This window comes from Micrococcus luteus (genome assembly GCF_014138885.1).
Taxonomy (GTDB): Bacteria; Actinomycetota; Actinomycetes; order Actinomycetales; family Micrococcaceae; genus Micrococcus; species Micrococcus luteus.
Genome location: NZ_JACJIK010000001.1, coordinates 2297433 through 2318959, shown reverse-complemented (window position 1 = coordinate 2318959; position 21527 = coordinate 2297433). Strand labels below are relative to the sequence as shown.

The 21527-nt window shown below is 76.3% G+C and carries 16 protein-coding genes; 5 read left to right on the top strand and 11 right to left on the bottom strand.

The genetic code is table 11. The features are described 5' to 3' along the window. Positions 1–72 precede the first annotated feature (72 nt). Entirely contained in the window at positions 73–1179 is a 1107-nt protein-coding gene (locus HDA34_RS10775; RefSeq protein WP_134377030.1) for a phosphotransferase, read from the top strand. On the opposite strand, the gene HDA34_RS10770 is transcribed toward HDA34_RS10775, so the two are convergent. Genes HDA34_RS10770 through HDA34_RS10760 form a run of 3 tightly spaced genes read right to left on the bottom strand, consistent with a single transcriptional unit; the run spans position 1154 to position 8513 of the window. Further along, positions 1154–4678, bottom strand: a complete 3525-nt coding sequence (locus HDA34_RS10770; protein ID WP_134377031.1) for an ATP-dependent helicase — start codon at positions 4676–4678, stop codon at positions 1154–1156. The genes HDA34_RS10775 and HDA34_RS10770 overlap by 26 nt on opposite strands. Then, positions 4666–8106 carry an ATP-dependent helicase gene (locus HDA34_RS10765; protein ID WP_134377032.1) on the bottom strand — a complete coding sequence of 1147 codons (3441 nt, stop codon included), beginning with the start codon at positions 8104–8106 and terminating at the stop codon, positions 4666–4668. Before HDA34_RS10765 ends, HDA34_RS10770 begins: the two co-directional genes overlap by 13 nt. Then, complete coding sequence (locus HDA34_RS10760; protein WP_098092311.1) at positions 8103–8513, bottom strand: MGMT family protein; 411 nt, start codon at positions 8511–8513, stop codon at positions 8103–8105. Before HDA34_RS10760 ends, HDA34_RS10765 begins: the two co-directional genes overlap by 4 nt. 44 nt (positions 8514–8557) lie before the next feature. Between HDA34_RS10760 and HDA34_RS10755 the strand changes: the two genes are divergently transcribed. Next, on the top strand, positions 8558–9244 hold the full coding sequence (locus HDA34_RS10755; protein WP_036381094.1) for a 3'-5' exonuclease: 687 nt from the start codon (positions 8558–8560) through the stop codon (positions 9242–9244). Positions 9245–9272: 28 nt separating this feature from the next. Here HDA34_RS10755 and hemL read toward each other — a convergent pair whose 3' ends face one another. Beyond that, positions 9273–10598, bottom strand: a complete 1326-nt coding sequence (gene hemL / locus HDA34_RS10750; protein WP_036381097.1) for a glutamate-1-semialdehyde 2,1-aminomutase — start codon at positions 10596–10598, stop codon at positions 9273–9275. Next, positions 10595–11581: a porphobilinogen synthase gene (gene hemB / locus HDA34_RS10745; protein WP_036381100.1), complete on the bottom strand. Its 987-nt coding sequence runs from the start codon at positions 11579–11581 to the stop codon at positions 10595–10597. The genes hemL and hemB overlap by 4 nt, the downstream gene beginning before the upstream one ends. 107 nt (positions 11582–11688) lie before the next feature. Here hemB and brnQ point away from each other — a divergent pair, with 107 nt between their 5' ends. The 3 genes from brnQ (at position 11689) to HDA34_RS10730 (ending at position 14575) form a co-directional block, all read left to right on the top strand. Further along, positions 11689–13083 carry a branched-chain amino acid transport system II carrier protein gene (gene brnQ, locus HDA34_RS10740; protein ID WP_036381103.1) on the top strand — a complete coding sequence of 465 codons (1395 nt, stop codon included), beginning with the start codon at positions 11689–11691 and terminating at the stop codon, positions 13081–13083. Positions 13084–13093: 10 nt separating this feature from the next. Beyond that, on the top strand, positions 13094–14194 hold the full coding sequence (locus tag HDA34_RS10735) for an NYN domain-containing protein (protein ID WP_134377033.1): 1101 nt from the start codon (positions 13094–13096) through the stop codon (positions 14192–14194). Between the two features lie 99 nt (positions 14195–14293). Next, positions 14294–14575: a hypothetical protein gene (locus HDA34_RS10730; RefSeq protein WP_134377034.1), complete on the top strand. Its 282-nt coding sequence runs from the start codon at positions 14294–14296 to the stop codon at positions 14573–14575. 27 nt (positions 14576–14602) lie between these two features. On the opposite strand, the gene HDA34_RS10725 is transcribed toward HDA34_RS10730, so the two are convergent. From HDA34_RS10725 to hemE, 6 genes are read right to left on the bottom strand one after another with little or no spacing between them, the layout of a single operon-like run. Further along, a complete protein-coding gene (locus HDA34_RS10725) occupies positions 14603–15442 on the bottom strand; it encodes a uroporphyrinogen-III synthase (RefSeq protein WP_036314324.1) in 840 nt (279 codons plus the stop codon). Between the two features lies 1 nt (position 15443). After that, entirely contained in the window at positions 15444–16577 is a 1134-nt protein-coding gene (gene hemC, locus HDA34_RS10720) for a hydroxymethylbilane synthase (RefSeq protein WP_134377035.1), read from the bottom strand. A gap of 4 nt (positions 16578–16581) precedes the next feature. Then, positions 16582–17931: a ferrochelatase gene (locus HDA34_RS10715; protein ID WP_049147270.1), complete on the bottom strand. Its 1350-nt coding sequence runs from the start codon at positions 17929–17931 to the stop codon at positions 16582–16584. Beyond that, positions 17931–18647, bottom strand: coding sequence for a hydrogen peroxide-dependent heme synthase (hemQ, locus tag HDA34_RS10710; protein ID WP_036314319.1), 717 nt, complete (start codon positions 18645–18647; stop codon positions 17931–17933). Before hemQ ends, HDA34_RS10715 begins: the two co-directional genes overlap by 1 nt. A 50-nt stretch (positions 18648–18697) precedes the next feature. Continuing rightward, positions 18698–20206: a protoporphyrinogen/coproporphyrinogen oxidase gene (locus tag HDA34_RS10705; protein ID WP_101965984.1), complete on the bottom strand. Its 1509-nt coding sequence runs from the start codon at positions 20204–20206 to the stop codon at positions 18698–18700. Beyond that, positions 20203–21426, bottom strand: a complete 1224-nt coding sequence (gene hemE / locus HDA34_RS10700) for a uroporphyrinogen decarboxylase (protein WP_101967521.1) — start codon at positions 21424–21426, stop codon at positions 20203–20205. Before hemE ends, HDA34_RS10705 begins: the two co-directional genes overlap by 4 nt. Between the last annotated feature and the right edge of the window lie 101 nt (positions 21427–21527).

The window sequence follows — 21527 nt, the reverse complement described above, 5'->3', positions numbered from 1 at the left end:
GCGTCCAGGCTAGCGACCCGTCTCCGGTGCGCCCGACGACGGGGGAGGGCGTTCCGCGCCTAGGCTGGAGGGGTGGATCGTCAGCCCCTTCGTCTCGCAGCCCTGGCCGCCGCGGCCGTCCCCGGCCTCGCCCCCGTCTCCGCGGAGGCGAGCCCGGACGACCCCGCGGACTTCTCGACCGCCGTCGTCGTGGACGGTGAGGGCCAGCGGTGGCGGGTCCGCTCGCCCCGCACCCCGGAGGCGGGCATCCGTCTCGAGACGGAGCTGCAGGTGCTGGCGGGCCTGACCCCGGCGGTGCGCGCCGGCCTGCCGTTCCGCACGCCCTCCGTGGCGGGCGCGGTGCGGCTCGAGGGGCTGCGCACCTTCGTCTATCAGGACATGCCCGGGCGTCCCGTCACCCTGGATGAGCTGGCCCGGCTCGGCGAGCCCGCGGTGCAGGACGTGGGCCGTGTGCTGGCCGCGATCCACACGCTGCCCTCGGATGTCGTGGACCACGCGGACCTGCCCTCCTACACGGCGGAGCAGATCCGGCAGCGTCACCTCCACGCCCTCGACCAGGCGGCCACCTCCGGCCGCGTGCCGCCCCTGCTGCTGCGCCGCTGGGAGGAGGCCATGGAGGAGGAGGCCCTGTGGCGGTTCACCCCGGTGCCTGTGCACGGTGACCTGCACGAGGACAACCTGCTACTCGAGCGCGGCCGCGTGGTGGGCGTGACGGGCTGGACGGACCTGCACGTGGGCGACCCGGCCGGCGACGTCGCCTGGCTGGCCGCCGCCACGGACCCGGACCTGGCCGACCGCGTCCTCGACGCCTACGCGGCCCGGCGGGCCGACGCGGGGGCCGCCGACGACGGCGACGCCCACCTGATGCGCCGTGCGGCGCTGCTCGCCGAGTTCGCCCTCGCCCAGTGGCTCACGCGGGGCCTGGACCGGCACGACGCGGGGATGGTCGCCGAGGCGGAGGCCATGCTGGCCGAGCTCGAGGGCGACGTGCGCGCCGCGCAGGAGGCGGCCGCGCGCCAGGCGGAGGCCGACGCGGCCGCCGACCCCGCCGAGGACGCCCGGGATGCGGCGGAGGACGCCCGGGAGGCCGCGGCCGCGAGGACCGCGGACCCGGAGACGGGCCCGCTGCCCGCCGTCGAGGTGGTGCGGCCGATCAACGGCGGGCCAGGGCGTCCGTGATGTGACGCTCGAGCTCCTCCTCCCCCGGCAGGTCCGGGAAGGAGCGCTCCTGCCCGTGGGCCACGTACACGAAGCTGGCCCCGATCCGTTCCAGCGGGATCCCGTGCAGCCGTGACCAGGCGAGCCGGTAGACGGCCAGCTGCAGCGACTTGAGCTCGAGGTCGCGGCCCCGCGGCACGGCGCCGGTCTTCCAGTCGACGAGCTCCCAGTCGGCCTCGGGGTCGAAGGGCAGGCGGGGGTCGCCGCCGGAGCGGTAGATCGCGTCGACCCGGCCCCGCAGTGTGATCCCGCCGACCGTCGTCTCGACCGGGGCCTCGACGAAGGCCGGGGTGCGCTCCGCCCAGCGCGAGGAGCGGAACCACTCCTGCATCGGGCCGAGGTCGAGGGCCTCGTCGACCCACAGGTCCGCGGCGTCCTCGGCCGAGTCGATGTCCAGCATGCCGGTGGCCCCGAAGCGCTCCTCGAGCCACGCGTGGAACGCCGTGCCGCGCCGCGCCGCGTGCGCGGGCGGCCGGGGCAGGGGCCGGCGCAGCTGCTCGGCCACGGCCTGCGGGTCGGCGGCGAGCTCGCCGTAGAGGGACACGGAGACGTGCTCGGGCAGGGCGGTCTCCCCGCCCGTCCCGGCGACGTCCCGGCGGCGCAGCAGCACCCAGTCCACCTGGCGGGCCAGCTCCGGGTCGTCCCCGAGCGCCGCCGGGTCCGCGGCGTGCACGGCCGCGGCGGCCGCCTCCACCCCGTGCCGGCGGGCCCGGGAGCGGCGCGGCAGCGGCTGCCAGCGTTCCTCGTCCTCGGGGTCCTCCGGGTCGGCGACGAAGGCCTCCGGGCCGTCGAGCGGGTCGAAGGGCCAGCGGGCGACCAGCGTCCGGCCCGCGGCGGGGTTGGCCTCGGGCAGGTCGTCCTCGGCGGGGGCGGGGCCGAGCGCGACGCCGGGCACCTCCCCCGCCAGACCGGCCACCTCCTCGAGGAAGGCCGAGGCCGGCAGGGGCTCCTTGTTGACTCCCTTGAACAGGGAGGTGCTCAGCCACAGGGCGGATCGCGCGCGCGTGTACGCGACGTAGGCCAGGCGCCGCTCCTCGCGCTCGGCGTGGGCGGCCACGGCCACGGCATAGGGGTCCGGGTTGCCCTCCTGGGCCGCCTTCGAGCTGTATCCGGTGCCGGCCGACTGGACCCAGTCCCGCTGGTCCTGCGCCCACGAGCCGTCCCACTGCGGCAGCGACGCGCGGTCCCCGCGCAGGGGCCACGGCAGCGCGCCGGCCCGGGGGCTGGTCCAGCGGTCCGCCCGCGTGGAGGGGAACGTGCCCTCCTGCAGGCCGGGGACCGCGACGACGTCCCACTCGAGCCCCTTCGAGGCGTGCGCGGTGAGCACCTGGACCAGGCCGGGGGTGGGCTCGGCGTTCTCGACGCCGAGGCCGTCCTCGTGCTCGAGGACGGACTCCGTCCAGGCCAGGAACGCCGTCAGGTCCGTCGCCGTGGTGCCGGCGCCGAAGTCGCGGGCCGCGTCCTGGAACGCGTTCAGGTGCCGCCGGGCCGCGGCCGCGGAGACGCCGGGCCGCAGGGCCACCTCGACGTCCAGCCCCGTCTCACGGATCACCTCCGCGATGAGGTCGGCCGGGTCCTCCCCGGTGCGCGTAGAGAGCCGGCGCAGCTCGGCGTTGACGGCCCTCAGTCGGGCCAGGCCCTCGGGTGAGAAGCCGCGGCCGCGCGAGCCGACCCAGTCCGTCCCCTCCCCGGGCAGGGAGTCGAGGGCCTCCAGCAGGGCGGCGGCGTCGGCGTCCTCCTCGGGGCTCACGTCCCGGGCCGGGTCCGGGGCGTCCCCGGCGGGGTCCTCCCGCCCACCGCCGGCCCGCCGGGCCCGCAGCCGCGAGACGAACCGGGCGCGCTCCTGCAGCACCTCGAGGTCGGCCACGCCGATGCGCCAGCGCGGGCCGGTGAGCAGGCGGACGAGCTGGTCGCTGCGCGTGGGGTCGGCCAGCACGTGGAGGACGGCGAGCACCTCGGCGACCTCCGGCAGCGCCAGCAGCCCGGAGAGCCCGAGCACCTCGTAGGGCAGGCCGGCGGCGTCGAGCGCGTCCAGCACGGGGCCGAACTGGGCGCGGGTGCGGCACAGGACGGCGCGGCTCGGGGTGGTCCCCCCGGGCCCGGCCCCGGTGAGGGCGCCGAGGCGGGCGACGACGTCGGCGGCCTCCTTCTCCGCGGTGACGAACCGGTCCACCCGGACGACGCCCTCCCCCGCGCCCGGCCGGGGCCGCAGGGTGCGCACCTTCACCGGCGCGCCGCCCGTCGCGGCGGCGTGGGCGTTCAGCGGTGCGGCGACAGCGTTGGCGACCGCCAGGATCGACTCCTCGTTGCGCCACGCGATCGTCAGGTGCGAGACGTCCGCGTTCACACGCCGCGGAGCGCCGCCGGGGCCGGTCTCCAGCCGGGGGAAGGCGTGCGGGAAGGCGAAGAGCTGCCCGGCGGAGGCGCCGCGGAAGCCGTAGATCGACTGGTGGGGGTCGCCCACCGCGGTGACGCAGTGCCCCAGCCCGAGCGCGTCGTCCTCGGCGCCGCGCGGGCCGAACAGCCCGGCGAAGATCCGCATCTGGGCGTGGGAGGTGTCCTGGAACTCGTCCAGCAGCACCACGGGGAACCGCGCGCGCTCCTGCTCGCCGGCCGCCGGCACCTCGACGGCGATGCGCGCCGCGTGGCGCAGCAGGTCACCGAAGTCCATGACGTCCTGCTCGCGCTTGACCTCGTCGTAGCGGGCCACGAGGTCCGCCATGAGGGCGCGGTCCGCCAGACCGGTCAGGAACTCCTGGATCTCCTTCGAGGGGGTCTTGGCGCGCGGGGGCAGCGGCAGGGCGCTCCCCTGCTCGGCCAGCCGGGCGAGGAACCCGCGCACCTCGTCCGCGGTCACCAGGTGCTCGGCCATGTCCCCGGCCAGCCGCAACGCCTGCGTGATGAGCCGGGACGGGGCCACGCCGAGGGTGTCCGCGACCACCGGATGCGAACGCACGACGGCGCCCATGAGCCGGTGGGCCTCCGCGCCCCCGAGCAGCCGCGCCTCCGGTTCCACGCCGATCCGCAGACCGTGGTCCCTGACGAGCGCGCCGGCGTAGGAGTGGTACGTGGACACCGAGGCGCGGCCCAGGTCCTCGGGCTCCCCGTCGAAGCCGGGGATCTCGAGGCCGGAGCGCAGCAGGGCGTCCACGCGCCCGTTGATCCGCTCGGCGAGCTCACCGGCCGCCTTCCGGGTGAACGTGACGCCGAGGACCTCGTCCGGGCGCACGAGCCCGTTGGCCACGAGCCAGACCACGCGGTCGGCCATGGTGGCGGTCTTGCCGGAGCCGGCGCCGGCCAGCACCAGGCGCGGAGTGAGCGGGGCGGTGACCACCTCGGCCTGCTCCTGCGTGGGCGGGGGCAGCCGCAGCCGCGCCGCGATGTCCCCCGGGGAGTGGACCGCGTCCTCGACGCGCGGGCGATCGATCGGGGCGGCGGGATCGCCGGTCAGCGGGGCCATTCGGTGACCTGCCTTCCTTCGGAGCAGAGCGGACAGACGGAGGGCAGCGCGCACCGACGGGCGCCGGCCTCGTGGAGGGCGAGGAAGCGCGGCCCCGTGGTGCGGCGGGCCGCCGTGAACACCTGCTCGAGCGCCCAGGTGTCCTCGTCCTCGAGGGCCGGCTGGTCCTGCACCTTGGTCTTCTGGGTGCCGGCGCCGAGCTGGACGAGGGCCGCGCCGGCCGGCGTCGCGGGCCGCTCCAGCCCGGCGAGCGCGGCGCGCAGGGCGGGGTCGGTGGCGGGGTCGTCCCGGACCTGCTCCAGACCGCCGGCGCGGACGGCCACCTGGTAGGCGGCCAGCTGGGGCTGGCGCGCCATCTCCGCACCGGTGGGCGCGCTGCGGCCGGTCTTGAGGTCGGCGATGAAGGGCCGGCCCTGCGCGTCCGCCTCGAGCCGGTCCACGACGCCGGTGATCCGGACGGTGGTCCCGCCCCAGGTCAGGTCCGCGAGGAGCCGCACCTCCTGGGCCACGGGCCGACGCCCGGCCGCCCGGGCGATGCTCCAGTAGCCGATGTAGGCGTCCACCAGGCCGCGGGCCCGGTCGTGCTCGATCTCCGTGATCCAGCCCTCCGGCAGGCCGAGTTCGGGCAGGCGGCGCTCCAGTTCGGCACGCACGTCCTCGGGCATGCCCTCGGGATGGTGCTCGGCCACCGAGTGCACGAGCGTGCCCACGGACTGGGCGAGGGTTCCGCCCGCGTTCGCGCCGACGTGGTACAGCACCCAGTCCAGCGGATTGCGCAGGGCCGTCTCCACGCGGGAGGGCGAGAGCGCGACGACCTCGTGCTTCGGGTCGACGAGCGCGGCCTCGGTGGACAGCGGCAGCAGGCCCCACCAGCGTCGGGGGTCCGCGACGGTCACGCCGTCCTCGGCGAGGGCCGCCAGGCCGGCGGCCGCCGCCGCCCGGGGTGTCGCCCCGTCGGCCGCGTCCGCCTCGTCCCCGGCCTCCAGGACGCGGCGCAGCCGGCCGACGAGCGCGGGCGCCGTGATCGGGTCGGGGACCGCGGTGAGCCGCCGGACGCCGGCGGCGTCGCGCGCCTCGGCGGGCAGCCGTTCGGGCGGGTCCACCAGGTCGAGGAAGTCGGAGGGGCCCTCATCTGGCGAGCGCACGGCCGTGGCGACCACCTGGCGCCGTGCCCGGGAGACGGCGGCCGCGAGCATGCGCAGCTCGTCCTGGCGGACCTCGCGCAGCCGGGTGCGGTGGTCCGTGGGCCACGGGGCGTCCGCGGGCAGGGTCACGAGGTCCACGAGGTCGGTGGCGCCGAGCAGCTGGCCGCGCAGCCGGGTGTTCGGCCACACGCCCTCCTGCAGGCCCACGACGATCACCGTGTCCCACTCCTGGCCGGCCGCCGCGGCGGGGGTGCGCACGTGCACGGCGTCACCGGACTCGGCACGGCGGGCCAGGGTGTCCACGGGCAGGTCCTGGGACTCCATGTAGACGGCGAACGACTCGGGCGACGCGCCCGGGAACTGGTCCACGAAGCGCTCGGCCACCTTGAACAGGGCGACGACGGCGTCGAGGTCCGCGTCCGCCCGGCGGGACTCGCGGCGGTCGTTCGCGTGCTCGGCGGGCCGCAGCGCGAGCGAACGCCACCGCTCGGCCCGACCGGAGGCGGACCACAGCGCCCACAGCACGGTCTCGGGCGAGGCCGAGGGGGCGCGGGCGGCCTCCAGGCCGTCCCGGAGCATCCAGTGGACGCGGCGCAGGGCGCGGTGCCGCTCGTGCTCGGGGCCGGCCAGGCTCGGGTCCAGCAGGGCCGCGGCGAGCAGCGCGTCCGAGGTGCGCCGGCCGCCCCGGCCCCGCTCGGCGGCCAGCAGGTCCTGGCGCAGCCGCCGCACGTGCAGCGCGCTGGCCATCCCGTACCGGCCGGTGAGCAGTCCCACGACCTCGTCCGGGTCGAGCACGTCCTCGACCCGGGCCTCCGGATCCTCCGCGAGCGCCCCCGCCGCGTCCACCAGCGTGAGCAGGGGCGCGACGGCGGGCTCCTCCTTCAGCACGAGCCCGGCGGCGTCGCGCAGCACGGGGACGCCCTCGGCCTCCAGGTGGCGGGCGAGCGCGGCCACACGGGAGCCGGAGCGGGCGACCACGAGGATCCGGTCCAGGGGCACCCCGTCCTCGTGGTGGACCCGCAGCACCCGTTCGAGGACGAGCTGGTCCTCGTGGGCGCGGGTGGGCACGACGTGCGCGCGGACGGCGCCGTCACCGTCCGCCGGGACGGTCTCGGTCCGGGTCCGTTCGACGCCGGCGGTGCGCTGGCGGGCCCGGCGGGCCACGCGCAGGTAGGCGTCCTGGACCTCGGCGCGCATGCGGTGCCCGCGCGTCAGCACCCGGACGCGCCCGTCCGGGGACGCGGGCGGGGCGGCCCCCGGCACGGGATCGGGGTCGAGGACCCCGGGGTACCGGGCGAGGAGGTCGGGCCGGGCGCCGCGGAAGCCCTCCACGGTGGTGTCCGGCGACGCGGTGAGCAGCACGTCCCGCCCGCGTCCGAGCACGGTGAGCAGGTCGTGCACGGCGGGGGTGGCCTCGTGGAGGTCCTCGACCACGAGCACGGCCAGGCGGTCCCGCTCCGCCGCCACGAACGCCTGCGCCGCGGCGTCGCGCTCCGGGTCCTCGGGATGCCGCTCGGTGAGCACGCGGACGGCGGCGGACAGCAGCCCGGCGGCGTCGAACGCCTCGGCCATGCCCAGGTCGATCCGGTCCCGGTAGTCCTGCAGCAGCACGGCCGCGGCCTCCCACTCGGGGCGCCCGTGGGCGGTGCCGAGCTCCTGCAGGCGGCCCGGCTCGAGGCCGAGCTCGCTCATGCGGTCCACGAGCTCGCGGACCTCGCGGCGGAATCCCCGCGCCTCTACGGCGGGGGCGACGTCGGCCGGCCAGTCCGGCGCGGCGGCGAGGCCGGCGGCGTAGCCCTCGAGCAGCTCGGCGATGACCGTGTCCTGCTCGGCACCGGTGAGCAGCCGGGGGGCGACCTCCAGATGCCTCAGCGGTCCCGTGACGCGGGCGCGGCGCAGCAGGTCGAACGCGTAGGAGGACCAGGTCCGCACGGGAGTGACGGCGCGGGTGCCTCGACCGGCGGCGGCGAGCCGGCGGGTCAGGGCGTCGCGCAGCCGCGCCGCCGCGTCCCGGCTCGGGGCCAGCAGCAGGAGGGACTCGGGGTCCAGCCCCTCCTCGATCCGGCGGGCCGCGTACTCGACCGCCACGGTGGTGCGCCCCGTGCCGGGGGCGCCCAGCACGAGCACGGCGCCGTGCCCGGGGGCGAGCGAGGCGATCGCCTCCTGCTCGTCCGTGAGCGTGATCCGGTCCTCGGGCGCGGCGGCCGTGCGCACCAGCCGGGCGGCCCGTTCCGGCGCCGCCGCGTCGTCGTCGAAGGGGTCCACCCCGTGTTCCCTGGTCATGGCCTCATCCTCGCACCGGGCCCGGACACGATACGGTCGGCGATCGCACGGATCGCCCGCGCGGCGCCGTCGTCGGGCTCCCAGCGGGCCCGGCGCAGGTCCACGCGCCCGGCCGGGGTGCGGGGCGTGGCCTCCCGTTCGTGCTCGACGGCGGCCCGCGCGGCCAGCTCCGGAGGCAGCGAGCCGTCGGCCCGGACCACGCGCCACCACGGCGTGCCGGGGCTCGATTCGGCCATCGCCCGGCCGGCGTGCCGCGGACCGCCGACCCCCAGCAGGCCGGCCAGCCCCCCGTAGCTGACGGCGCGTCCGGGCGGGACCAGACGGGCGAGCGCCTCGAGCCCCTCGCCGAGGGTGAGCGGTCCGTCGTCGCGGTGGCGAGCGCCGGGGAGCACAGGGTGATCGGTCACGACCCCATCCTGTCGTGTCCGCCGGTCCGGGTAGCGTGAGGCGCGTGACTTGGCATGAGAGCATCCGCGCCGGCTTCGACCTCGAGACCACCGGACGTGATCCGCGCACCGCGCTGATCGTGACCGCCACCCTGGTGATGGTGGACGAGCACGGCCGCGCCGCGTCGTCGGCCGAGTGGCTCGTGGACCCGGGCGTGCCCATCCCCGCCGAGGCGGCCGAGGTCCACGGCGTCACCACGGAGCGGGCGCAGGCGGAGGGCATGCCCGCCGCGCAGGGCGTCGCGGAGATCACCGAGACCCTGCGGGACCTGTTCGCCGCGGGCATCCCCGTGGTGGCCTTCAACGGCGTGTACGACTTCACGGTGATGGACCGGGAGGCGCGCCGCCACGGGCTGACGCCGCTCGAGGCCCGCCCCGTGATCGACCCGTTCGTGCTGGACAAGCAGGTGGACCGGTTCCGCAAGGGCAAGCGCACGCTCTCCGCGGTGTCCGAGCACTACGGGGTGACCCTGGAGAACGCGCACACCTCCGCGGCGGACGCCCTCGCCGCCGTCCAGGTGGCCGACGCCCTGGCCGCCCGGTACGAGCAGCTGCGCGTGGCGCCGACGGACCTGCACGAGCGGCAGGTCCGCTGGAAGGCCGAGCAGGCGGAGAGCTTCGAGCAGTACCTGCGACGCAAGGACCCGCAGGCCACCGTCTCGCGCCACTGGCCGGTCGAGGCCGAGCGCTGAGCGCCCGGCCCCGACCCGCACCCGGGTCTCAGCCCTGGGGCGTCGCCGCCGCGGCCGCTTTCGCCGCGGCCGGCAGCGCGTCGAGCACCCGGGTGACCGCCGCGTCGTCGTGGGCGGCGGAGACGAACCAGGCCTCGAACACGGACGGCGGCAGGTACACGCCGGAGGCCAGCATCGACTGGAAGAACGGGGCGTAGCGGAAGACCTCCTGGCCCTGGGCGTCCCGGTAGTCCCGCACGCCGGTGCCGGAGGTGCCGAACGCCAGGGAGAACAGGGTGCCGGCCCGCTGGATCGAGTGGTCCACGCCCTCGGCGTCGAGCGCGGCCACGAGGCCCTCGCGCACGGCGTCCGAGGCGCGCGTCACGGCCGCGTAGACGGCCTCGTCGGCGCGGGAGAGCGTGGCGTGGCCGGCGGCCATGGCCACCGGATTCCCGGAGAGGGTGCCGGCCTGGTACACGGGGCCGAGCGGGGCCAGGTGGTCCATGATCTCGGCGGAGCCGCCCAGGGCGGCCGCGGGCATGCCGCCGCCGATCACCTTGCCGAAGCACCAGATGTCCGGGGTCCAGCCCTCGGGCTGTCCGGACAGGCCCCAGCCGCCCGTGGCGGTGGCGCGGAAGCCGGTGAGCACCTCGTCCCAGATCAGCAGCGCGCCGTGGCGGCGGGTGATCTCGCGCAGGAACGCGTTGAAGCCCTCGGCGGGCTCCACGACGCCCATGTTGCAGGGCACGGCCTCCGTGATGAGCGCGGCGATGCGCTCACCGTGCTCGGCGAACACGGCCTCGACGGCGGCGCGGTCGTTGTAGTCCACCACGAGGGTCTCGGAGGCGGCGGCCTCGGTGACGCCCGCGGAGCCGGGCAGGGCGGCGGTCGCCACGCCCGAGCCGGCCGCGGCCAGCAGGCCGTCCGAGTGGCCGTGGTAGCAGCCGGCGAACTTCACGATCAGGTTGCGGCCGGTCACGCCGCGGGCCAGGCGCAGGGCCGTCATGGTGGCCTCGGTGCCGGTGGACACGAAGCGCACGCGCTCGACCGGGACCTTGGAGGCGATCAGCTCGGCCAGCGCGGTCTCCTCCAGCGTGGAGGTGCCGAAGCCGAGGCCGCGGTCCACGGCGGCGTGCACGGCCTCGACGACCTCGGGGTGCTGGTGGCCCAGCAGCATGGGGCCCCACGAGCAGACCAGGTCCACGTACTCGTTGCCCTCGACGTCGGTCAGGTACGGGCCGCGTGCGCCGGCCATGAACCGGGGCGTGCCGCCCACCGAGCCGAAGGCGCGCACGGGTGAGTCGACGCCGCCGGGGATGACGGCCTGGGCCGCGGCGAAGGCGGCGGCGTTGGTGGTCGGCTGGGACGCGGTCACAGGGACCCCTCCTTCATCCAGCGGCCGAGCTCGGCCGCCCAGTAGGTGAGCACGGAGTCGGCGCCGGCGCGCCGGATGGAGAGCACGGACTCGACGATCGAGGCCTTCCGGTCGATCCAGCCGTGCGCGGCGGCGGCCTCGATCATCGCGTACTCCCCCGAGATCTGGTACGCGGAGACGGGCACGTCCGCCATGTCCGCCACGTCGCGCACGATGTCCAGGTAGCTCATCGCGGGCTTGACCATCACCATGTCCGCGCCCTCCTCGAGGTCGAGGGCGACCTCGAGCAGGGCCTCGCTCCGGTTGGCGGCGTCCATCTGGTAGGTCTTGCGGTCGCCCGTGAGCTGGGAGTCGACGGCGTCGCGGAACGGCCCGTAGAACGCCGAGGAGTACTTCGCGGCGTAGGCGAGGATCGCGGTCTCGTGGTGGCCGGCGCCCTCGAGGGCCTCCCGGATCACGCGGACCTGGCCGTCCATCATCCCGGAGGGGCCGAGCACGTCCGCACCGGCCTCGGCCTGCGCGACGCCCATCCGGGCGTAGATCTCCAGCGTCGCGTCGTTGTCCACGGTGCCCTCGGCGGTGAGCACGCCGCAGTGGCCGTGGTCGGTGAACTCGTCCAGGCACAGGTCGGACATCACGACGAGCCCGTCCCCCACCTCCGCCTTCACGTCCCGGATGGCCCGGTTCAGGACGCCGTCCGGGTCCAGGGCGGCGCTGCCGACGGCGTCGCGCGTGGTCGGCACGCCGAACAGCATGATGCCGCCCAGGCCCAGCTCGGCGGCCTCGGCCGCGGCGGCCTTGAGCGAGTCCGCGGTGTGCTGCACGACGCCCGGCATCGAGGCGATCGGCACGGGCTCGGCGGCGCCCTCCTTGATGAAGGCCGGCAGGATCAGCTCGGCGGGGTGCAGGCGCGTCTCAGCGACGAGGCGGCGCATCGCGGCGGACCGGCGCAGACGCCGGGGACGGTGCAGCGGGAAGGACATGACGGGGTCACACGCTCCTGGTTCGGGGACCCGTCCAGTCTAGGCGCGGAGGCTGACCGCGCGCCGGGTACAGTCGTGGCGCCCCGTCCGCCGTCGAGAGGCCCGTGATGCCCCCGCGCCTGCGCCCCGGTCAGACCCTGCTGCTGGCCTCGCTCGTCTTCGGCCTGTTCTTCGGCGCGGGCAACCTGATCTTCCCCGCCGGCCTGGGCCGGGATGCGGGCGCCGCGGTCACGCCGGCCACGCTCGGCTTCCTCGTCACGGCGGTGGGGCTGCCGGTCCTGGGCATCGTCGCCTCGGCGGTGACGGGGGCGCGCTCGGTCCGTGAGATGACGGCGCCCGTCTCCCGGCGCTTCGCCGTGGCGTTCACGTGCCTGCTGTACCTGACGATCGGCCCCCTCTTCGCCATCCCCCGCACCGCCACGGTGTCCTATGAGATCGGTGTCGCGCCCCTGGCGGGCGACGGCGGCCTGCGGCTGCTCGGCTTCACGGCGGCGTTCTTCGCGGTCGCCGCGGTCGCGGCGTTCCGTCCGGGCCGGCTCATGGAGTGGGTGGGGCGGTACCTGACCCCGGCGTTCCTGGTCCTGCTCGGCGCTCTGGTGGCGGCCGCCGTCGTGGCCCCGATGAGCACGGGCGCCCTGCCCTCGCCGACCCCCGCCTACGCCGACGGGGCGCTCGTGCGGGGCCTGCTGGACGGCTACGCCACGATGGACGCGCTCGCCTCGCTCGCCTTCGCGGTCGTGATCGTCGACGCCGCCCGGCGCCTGGGCGTGACGGGCCCGCGCCGCATGGCGGTGGAGCTGGGCAAGGCGGGGCTGCTCGGCGGCGCGGCGATGACGGTGGTCTACGCCTCGCTGGCGTACGTCGGCGCCACGAGCCACGGCGCGTTCGCACAGGCCGCGAACGGCGGCGACGTCCTCGCCCGCACCGCGAGCCACTTCTTCGGCACGGCGGGCGCGTACCTCATCGCGGCCATCGTCTTCGTCGCGTGCCTGAAGACCTGCATCGGACTGATCGTGGCGTGCGCCGAGATGTTCGCGGAGATGTTCCCCGGGTCCTACCGGCTGTGGGCGAGCCTCTTCCTCGTGGTGTCCTTCGCACTCGCCAACCTGGGCCTGGAGGCGATCATCGCCTGGTCCGTCCCGGTGCTGATGTTCCTCTACCCGATCGCCGTCGTCGTCATCCTGCTCGGCCTCGCCTGGGCCTGGGTGCGGGGCCGCCCGGCGGTGGCCCGCTGGGTGGTCGCCTGCACGGGGCTCGCCGCCTCCTTCGACCTGCTGGGCGCCCTGCCGGAGGCGCTCGCGACGACGCCGCCCGTCACCGCCCTGACGGGCCTGGCCGGCCGGGTGCTGCCCGGCTACGCGGTCGGCTTCGGCTGGGTGGTCCCGGCGCTCGTCGGGCTGGTCGTCGGCACAGTGGCCGCCGCCTCGCGGCCCCGCCCCCGCCGGGGCGAGCGGGAGGCGATCCCGGTCACCGCCGGCCACGGGCGCACCGCCGCCGACTAGGGTGGGACACATGCCCGAACCCACCCCCGCATCCCTGCGCATCGCCGTCCTGATGGACAGCGACAACGTCTCCCCCAAGTTCGCCCCCCTGATCCTCGAGGAGCTCGCCACCTACGGCACCCCCACGATCAAGCGCGCGTACGGCGACTGGACCACGACCAACCTCAACGGCTGGAAGAAGGCGCTGAACCACCACGCGATCCAGCCGGTCCAGCAGTTCGCCTACACCGTGGGCAAGAACTCCTCGGACTCCGCGCTCATCATCGACGCGATGGACCTGCTCTGGATGGGCAACGTGGACGCGTTCGCCCTCGTCTCCTCCGACTCCGACTTCACGCGCCTGGCCACCCGCCTGCGCGAGGGCGGCAAGCGCGTGATCGGCCTGGGCGCCCGCAAGACCCCCGCCTCCCTGCGCAACGCCGTGGACCAGTTCATCTACCTCGAGCTGCTCGGCACCGCCACGGACCACGACGTCGACGACGACGAGACCGGCGAGGACGCCCCCGCCAAGGAGGAGAACGCCAAGGCGTCCGAGGGCTCCGGCCGCTCGGGGTCCCGCCGCGGTGGTCGAGGCCGCGGTCGCGGGGCCAAGACCACCGACGCCACCGACACCCCCGAGGCCACCGACGCGGACGCCGAGGCCCCCATTGCCGACGAGGCCCCTGCTGCCGACGAGGCCCCTGCTGCCGACGAGGCCCCCGCCGGGGACGCCGCCGCCGGCAAGGACGGGAAGGTCGCGGAGGCGAAGTCCGGGGCCGGCCGTCGGGGCCGCCGTGCGTCGTCGTCGGACGTCACCGAGGACCCGACCCCGCCCGAGGTGCCGGTCGAGGCCGAGCCCGAGCACGACGAGGCCGACGCCGCCCCGCGCATCGACCTGCAGGCCGCGCTCACCAAGGCCGTCAACGCCACGAGCACCGACGACGGCTGGGCCACGCTGTCCCTGATCGGCCAGCACCTGAGCCGCACCCACGTGGACTTCGACCCGCGCGACTTCGGGCACTCCAAGCTCTCCACCCTCGTGGAGGACCAGCCGTACCTGCGCACCCGCACCGAGGGCCGCACCATGGAGGTCTCGCTGGTCCGCCGCCGCAGCCGCCGCGCCGAGGGCTGAGCGGCACGGCCCGTCGTCCCCCGCGGCCGGCGGGCCGGTCCACCGGCCGTTCACCCGCCGGCCACCCGCCCACCACGCCCGCCCGGTAGGCTCCCCGCCATGGGGAACACTCTGGGCTTCCTGCGCGGCGTCGACCGCCTGCACGCCTTCTACACGGAGAACGTGCGCATGCTCGCGCACGCGTACGACCTGACGGACGAGGAGGCCTCGGAGCTGCTCGCCAACACGGGCTTCACCAACGTCTCGGTCGCCATCCTGCGCGGCCCGCGGGTGGACATCATGGCCGCCGCCACCGGCGTGCCGCAGGACGAGAGGCACGACGCCGGCCCGGCGCCGACGGAGGACGACGCGCCCGACCCGGACGGCGGCCGCCCCGACTGAGCCTCGCCTCGAGTGCGGACGGGCGGCTCAGGCCGCAGCGCGCAGCACGGCCAGCACTCCGGCCGCATCCGGCGTGGGGGCCGTCCCGAGCAGGGGCAGACCCCGCCGCGCGCATGTGTCCCGGGTCGGCGCGCCGATCGCCACGAGCCGCACCCGCTCCCCCACCAGCGGCGTCAGACCCGCGGCCACGAACTCCTCCGCCGCGGACGAGCTGGTGAGCACCACGGCGGTCCCCGCCGCGACCGCGGCCAGCCGCGCGGGCGTCACGACGTCCCCCCGGCCCTCGTCCGCCGCCCCGTCGAGCAGCCGCCTGCCGGCCTGCGCCGGATACGGCACCGTCCGGTAGGCGAGCCCGGTCCGCACGTCCCAGCCCGCCGCGCGCAGGCCGTCGGCGAGGCGGGACCGGGCCCGATCGGACTGGGGCAGCCACGCGCGGGCGCCGCGGGGATGCAGGGCGGCGAGTCCGGCGATCAGGCCCTCGGCGGAGCGGTCCTCGGGCGGCAGCCACGGCGCCGCGTCGCAGCCCGCCTCGGTCAGCACCCGTGCCGTGCCCGGTCCGGTGACCGCGATCCGCGCGCCCGCCGGGACATGGCCGTCCCAGCCGACGGCCCTGAGCGCGCGCACGGTGTTGGGGCTCGTCACCACGAGCCAGCGGGACCCGTCCGAGCGCACCGGCCCGGCCGCATCACCGTCGGCCCCCGCCCAGTCCGCGAGCAGCGCGCGCAGGGGGCCGTCGTCGTCGGGCAGTGCGAAGTCGGTCAGCGGCAGGAAGCCGACCCGCAGCCGCCGCCCCGCCACCTCGGTGCCGGCGAGACCGGCCTCGAGGTCGCCGGCCTGGGCCGGCTGGCGGGTGAGCAGGACGCGCATCTCAGGCCGGGTCGTCGGGGCGCGGGGCGCCGTCGCCCCGGTCCACCCCGCGCACCGTGCCGGGCAGCAGGTCGGCGCCCTCGGCCACGAACTGCTCGGCCACGTGCACGCCGAGTGCCTCCGCGGCCACGAACAGGGTGTCCTCGAGCCACTCGTCGCCGGCCGCCGGGTCGCCGGCCACGTCGGTCGGCACCGGGTCGAGCTGCACGGACGAGGTCCGGCGCAGCACGCGCGAGCCGTCGAGGGCGGCCACCATCGCGGTCATCTCGATGCGCGGCGCGCCGGCCTCGCCGTCGCTCACGCGGGCCACGGCCCCGATCGGCGCGGCGCAGCCGGCCTCGAGGCGGCGCAGCAGGGCCCGCTCGGCGGTGACCGCCACGTGGGTGTCCCGATCGTCGACCAGCTCGAGGGCGGCGTGCAGCCTCCCGACCGGCGCCTCGGGGTCCAGGAGCGCCCGACCGAGGAAGGACTCGTCCTCGGCCCGGATCTCCACGGCCAGGGCGCCCTGCCCGGGGGCGGGCACCATGACCTCCGGGTCGATCCGCTCGGTGATCACGTGGTCCAGGCCGAGCCGGTCGAGCCCGGCACAGGCCAGGATCACGGCGTCGAGGTCACCGCGGGGCGAACCCGCGGCGGCCGGGGCGTGATCGTCGTGCTGCTCCAGCCCGGGCACGCGGGCCAGGCGGGTCTGCACGTTGCCGCGGATGTCCACCAGCTCCAGATCCGGGCGCAGCGCCTTGAGCTGGGCCACGCGGCGCGGCGAGCCCGTGCCCACCCGGGCGCCCTCGGGCAGGGTCGCCAGGGTGAGGCCGTCGCGGGCGCACAGGGCGTCCCGCAGGTCGGCCCGGGCCGGCACCGCGGCGATCTCGAGGGTCTCCGGTTGGACGGCCGGCAGGTCCTTGAGCGAGTGCACGGCCGCGTCCACGACGCCGTCGAGCACGGCGGCCCGCAGCGCCGAGGCGAACACGCCGGTGCCGCCCAGCGAGGCCAGCGAGCCGGTGGTGACGTCGCCCTCGGTGCGGATCACCACCAGCTCGTGGGCCAGGCCGGAGCGCTCCGTGAGCGTCTCGGCCACGTGGGTGGTCTGCGTGGTCGCCAGGGCGGAGCCCCGGGTGCCGATGCGCAGGGGGGTCACGGTCTCAGGCCTCCTCGGCGGGGGCCGCGGCGCCCGCCTCGTGCTCGGCCAGCCCGCGCACGGCGGCGTCGACAGCGGACGTCGTCGGCCGCGTCGAGCCGTCCCGCATCACCTTGACGCAGCAGTCCGGCCGGCACACGTCGTACCACGCCGGGAAGCAGCCGACCGCGGCGCGACCCTCGCGCCGGCCCAGCCGCTCCTCCACGATGTCCACGAGCCCGGCCACGAACCGCGGGTCGGTGCCCGGGGTGGGGCTGCGACGGAACCCCACGCCCAGCCCCTCGGCGGTCTCCTTGGCCTCGGTGTCGAGGTCCCAGACCACCTCCATGTGGTCCGAGACGAACCCCAGCGGCACGACGATGAAGCCCGCCACGGCACGCCCCTGCGCGTCCGTCTCGGCGCCCTCGCCCGCGAGGTGCTCCATCGCGTCGTTGATGTCCGGCTCCAGCCACGGCACCGAGGGCGGGCCGGAGCGCGACTGGTACACGAGCGACCACGGCACGTCCGCGGCCTCGGGCACGCCGGCGAGGATCTCGCGGGCCACGTCGAGGTGCTGCGCCGAGTACACGTCCGCACCCTCGTCGCCCGGCTCCGCCCCCGCCTGCGCGCGCAGGTCTGCGGCGAGGCCGCGCGGGCCGGCCGCGGCGGCGTCGGAGGTGGGGATCGAGTGGGTCGCGAAGAGCACGTGGATCCGCGCGTCGTCCCCCAGCTCCGCGCGCAGCGACGCCAGGTCCGCGCGCAGGCCGTCCCGGAACGGCTCGATGAAGCCGGGGTGGTTGAAGTACTGGCGCGTCTTGTCCAGGTCCACCTTCCCGGTCAGGCCGGTCTGCTCCAGGGCCATGCCCATGTCCTCGCGGTACTGGCGGCACGAGGAGTAGCAGGAGTACGCGGAGGTGGTGACCGTCAGGATGCGGCGGTGCCCGTCGGCGTGCATCCGCTCGAGGGTGTCCGGGAAGTAGGGCTCCCAGTTGCGGTTGCCCCAGTACACGGGCAGGTCCAGGCCGCGGGCGGCCAGCTCGGCCTCGATGGCCGCCTTCAGCGCGCGGTTCTGCGCGTTGATGGGGCTGACGCCGCCGTTGGCGCGGTAGTGGGTGGCGACCTCCTCGAGGCGCTCGTCCGGGATGCCGCGCCCGCGCGTGACGTTGCGCAGGAACGGGATCACGTCGTCCTGGCCCTCGGGCCCGCCGAAGGAGGCGAGCAGCAGGGCGTCGTAGTCCTTGGGGGCCATCACGCCGCACACGTCGTAGTCGACGCCGGCGGCGGCCTTCTCGGGCGTCCGGAGGGCCGGGGCGACGCCGGCGTCCGGGCCGGTGTGGACGGGCGCGTCGGCGCGGGGCTCGGGGGCGGCGGTCATCAGGCCAGCACCTCCGCGATCTCGGCGGTCTCCAGACGGCGTCCGGTGTAGAACGGCACCTCGCTGCGCACGTGCAGGCGGGTCTCGTTGTTGCGCAGGTGGCGCATCATGTCCACCAGGTCCGTCAGCTCGTCCGCCTCGAGGCCCAGCAGCCACTCCCAGTCGTTCAGGCCGAACGCGCTGGTGGTGTTCGCCCATACCTGCGGGAAGTCCTGGCCGAGCTGGCCGTGCTCGCGGAGCATGCGGGCCCGCTCCTTCGGGTCCAGCAGGTACCAATCGTACGAGCGCACGAACGGGTAGAAGCACAGCCACTTCAGGGCCTTGCGGCCCATGGCGAAGGCGGGGACGTGGTCCTTGTTGAACTCGGCCATGCGATCGGCGCCCATGGCCGAGAGCACCATCGTGGTGCCCTCGAGCAGACGGGTGCGGCGCAGCTCGCGGATGGCGGCCTGCAGGTCCTCGGGCACCTGGCCGTACATCCACACCATGACGTCGCCGGCCTCGCGCATGCCCGAGACGTCGTAGACGCCGCGCACGGTCACGCCGGTCTGGGCCACCCGCGCGACGGCCTCGTCGAACTCCTTGGCGGCCTTCTTCGCGTCACGGCCCTCCAGTCCCAGCCAGCCGGGCTCGCCCTGTGGGCGGGCGAACACGGTGTAGGTGGTGAACCAGTCCTTGCCGGCCTCGGCAGGGGTGGTGGTGCTGTCCTTGGTCATGGTCCTCTTCCTTGAGATCCGATTGCGTCAGGGGTGGTCTGGGGGCGAGGTCAGCCCGCGGGCGGCGCGTCGGCGCCGAGGGTGCGGTCCACGCCGGCGACGACGGCGGCCAGCCCGGTGCCGTGCACCCAGCTGCCCACGAGGTCGAGGCCGGGCACGTCCCGTGCCCAGTCGATCAGCGTGTCCGCCTTCGCGCGGTCGGGGCCGGCCTGCGGCGGGATGGAGCGGCGCCAGCGGGTGACGGTGCGGGCGACGACGTCCTCCTCCGCCAGCGGCACCCCGGTGAGAGTCGCCGTGTCCACGAGCGCCTGCGCGAGCAGCTCCTCGTCCGCGCTGCGGTGGCCCAGGGCCTCGGGCCCGCCGCCCTGGCGGCCGTAGGACAGGCGCAGCACGTGGCGGTGGGGATGGCGGGCGACACCGTCCTCCTGCGGACGCGCGACGACCTCGCGCAGCCACGCCCACTTGGCGGTGGCGTGGGTCAGGGCCTTGGCGGCCACGTCCGTCCCGGCGCCGACCAGCACTCCGGTGCCGCGTGGCGCGTCGTCCAGGCCCGCGGCCTCGACGACGAGCGTGGCCAGCGCGATGCCCTCGCCGAGGGCGGGGCCGGCGTCGGGGTCCAGGGCCTCGGCCGAGAGCGGGGCCAGCAGGTCCCAGGCGGTGACGCCGTCCACGGCCAGCACGACGCGGTCCACGTCGAGCCCGCGGACGACCTCGTCGTCCCGGTCCGAGATCTGGGCCCACCAGCCGCCGGTGGCGGGCACGCGGGACAGGGCGGCCACCCGGACACCGCGCAGGACGGTGGCCCCGTCCTCGCGCAGCGCCTCGACGAGCCGGCCGGTGAGGCGGACCATGCCGCCGTCCAGACCGGCCACGAGCGAGCCGGGGGTCCCGGTGGACCGCAGCGCGGCGACGCCCGCGGCCAGCCCGCCGTGCTCCACGGCGGCGGCGAGCAGGCCGGGGGCCACGCGCTCCAGCTCGACGACCGCGGGGTCGGCCGAGTGGACTCCGGCGACGACGGGGGCCACGAGGCGGTCGAGCACCTCGTCGCCGAGGCGGTCGGCCACGACCTGCGCGACGGTCACCGGCTCGCCGGCCGCGAGCGCGGCGGCCCAGCGATCCATGGGGGCCTCGGCGTCCTGCCGGGCGCGCTCCAGGCCGGCCGGCGTGAGGGCGGCGGCGAGGTCCTCGGCGTCGAGGTCGCCGGGGATGCCGACGATGCCGAGACGCGGGGCGCGCACGGGGCCGGCGGGACCGTGCAGCCACGAGCCGAGGGGCTCGGGCGCGACGATCTTCTCGCCCAGCCCGAGCTCCTCCACGAGCGCGCGCACGGCGGCGCCGCGGACGGCGAACGACTCGGCGCCGCCGTCGAGTTCGAGGGTCTGGGTCTCGGGGGCCCCGGTCTCGCCGTGCGAGGGGACGTCGAGGAAGCGCGGGGAGACCGCGCCCCCGAGCACGGAGGTGGCCTCGGCGAGGGTCACGTCCCAGCCCGCCGTGGACAGTCGGTGGGCCGCGACGAGGCCGGCGATGCCGCCGCCGACCACGAGCGCCGTGCCGCTCATGCGCGCTCCTCCCGCTCGGCGGTCTCGACCCCCGGTGCCGGGTCCTGGCCCTCCCGCTCCGGCACGGGCAGGGAGTGGATCAGCTCGACCACGCGGGTCAGCACGGCCGCGTCCGTCTCCGGCGGCACGCCGTGGGCGAGGTTGACGACGTGGCCGGGCGCGACGGCGCCGGAGGCGACAACGTCGCGCACGTGGGCCTCGAGGACCTCCCACGGGGCGGCGAGCAGGGCCGGGTCGATGTTGCCCTGCAGGGGCACGGCGCCGCGTCCGTCGGGGCCGGGGTTCGCGCTGAGCCGGCGGTGCGCCTCGGCGAGCGTGAGGCGGTGGTCCACGCCGACGGCGGTCGCGCCCGCGTCACGCATGTGGTGCAGGAACTCTCCGGTGCCCGTGCCGAAGTGCAGGAGCGGGGCGCCGTCGGGGACGCCGGGCCCGGCGAGGTCGGCGACATGGGCGAGGGCCGCCGTCGAGTGCGGCTGCACGTGCTCGAGGTAGTCGTCCGCCGAGAGCGAACCGGCCCACGAGTCGAACAGCTGCGCGGCGGAGGCGCCGGACTCGAGCTGGGCGCGCAGGAACTGGCCGGACACGGTGGCCGCCCAGCCGGCCAGGGCGGCCCAGGTCTCGGGGTCGGCGTGCATCATGCGTCGCGGGCCGAAGTGGTCGCGGGAGGGACGGCCCTCCACCATGTACGCCGCCAGCGTGAAGGGGGCGCCGGCGAAGCCGATCAGGGGGCGCGGGCCCAGCTCGGCGACGGTGGCCGCGACGGCCTCGCGGATGACGTCCAGGGCGGCGTCCTCGAGGACGGGCAGCGCGGCGACGTCGTCGGCGGTGCGGACGGCCTGGCCGAGCACGGGGCCCACGCCGGGCTGGATCTCCACGTCCACGCCCGCCAGGCGCAGGGGGACCACGATGTCCGAGAAGAAGATCGCCGCGTCGACGTCGTGGCGGCGCACCGGCTGCATCGTGATCTCCCGGACCAGGTCCGGCATGAGGCAGGAGTCGAGCATCCCGATCCCCTCGCGCACCTGGCGGTACTCGGGCAGCGAACGGCCGGCCTGCCGCATGAACCACACGGGGTGGCGGTCGGGGCGCTGGCCGCGCAGCGCGCAGAGGAGCGGGCTGGCCACGGTCGAGCGTGACGGATCCTCGGTGCGCAGCGGGTGCTCGGCGGGCAGTGCCGGGACGGCCGCGGGGGTCTCGGGGGTCTGGGACAGGGCGGACATGCCCCCAGTGTCCCACCGGTCGTGTCGCGGTGGCACATCCGCGTCCTCCGTGAGCGTCGTCACACTGGCCGACGGCACCCGGGTCAGGTCCGCCTTCCCGG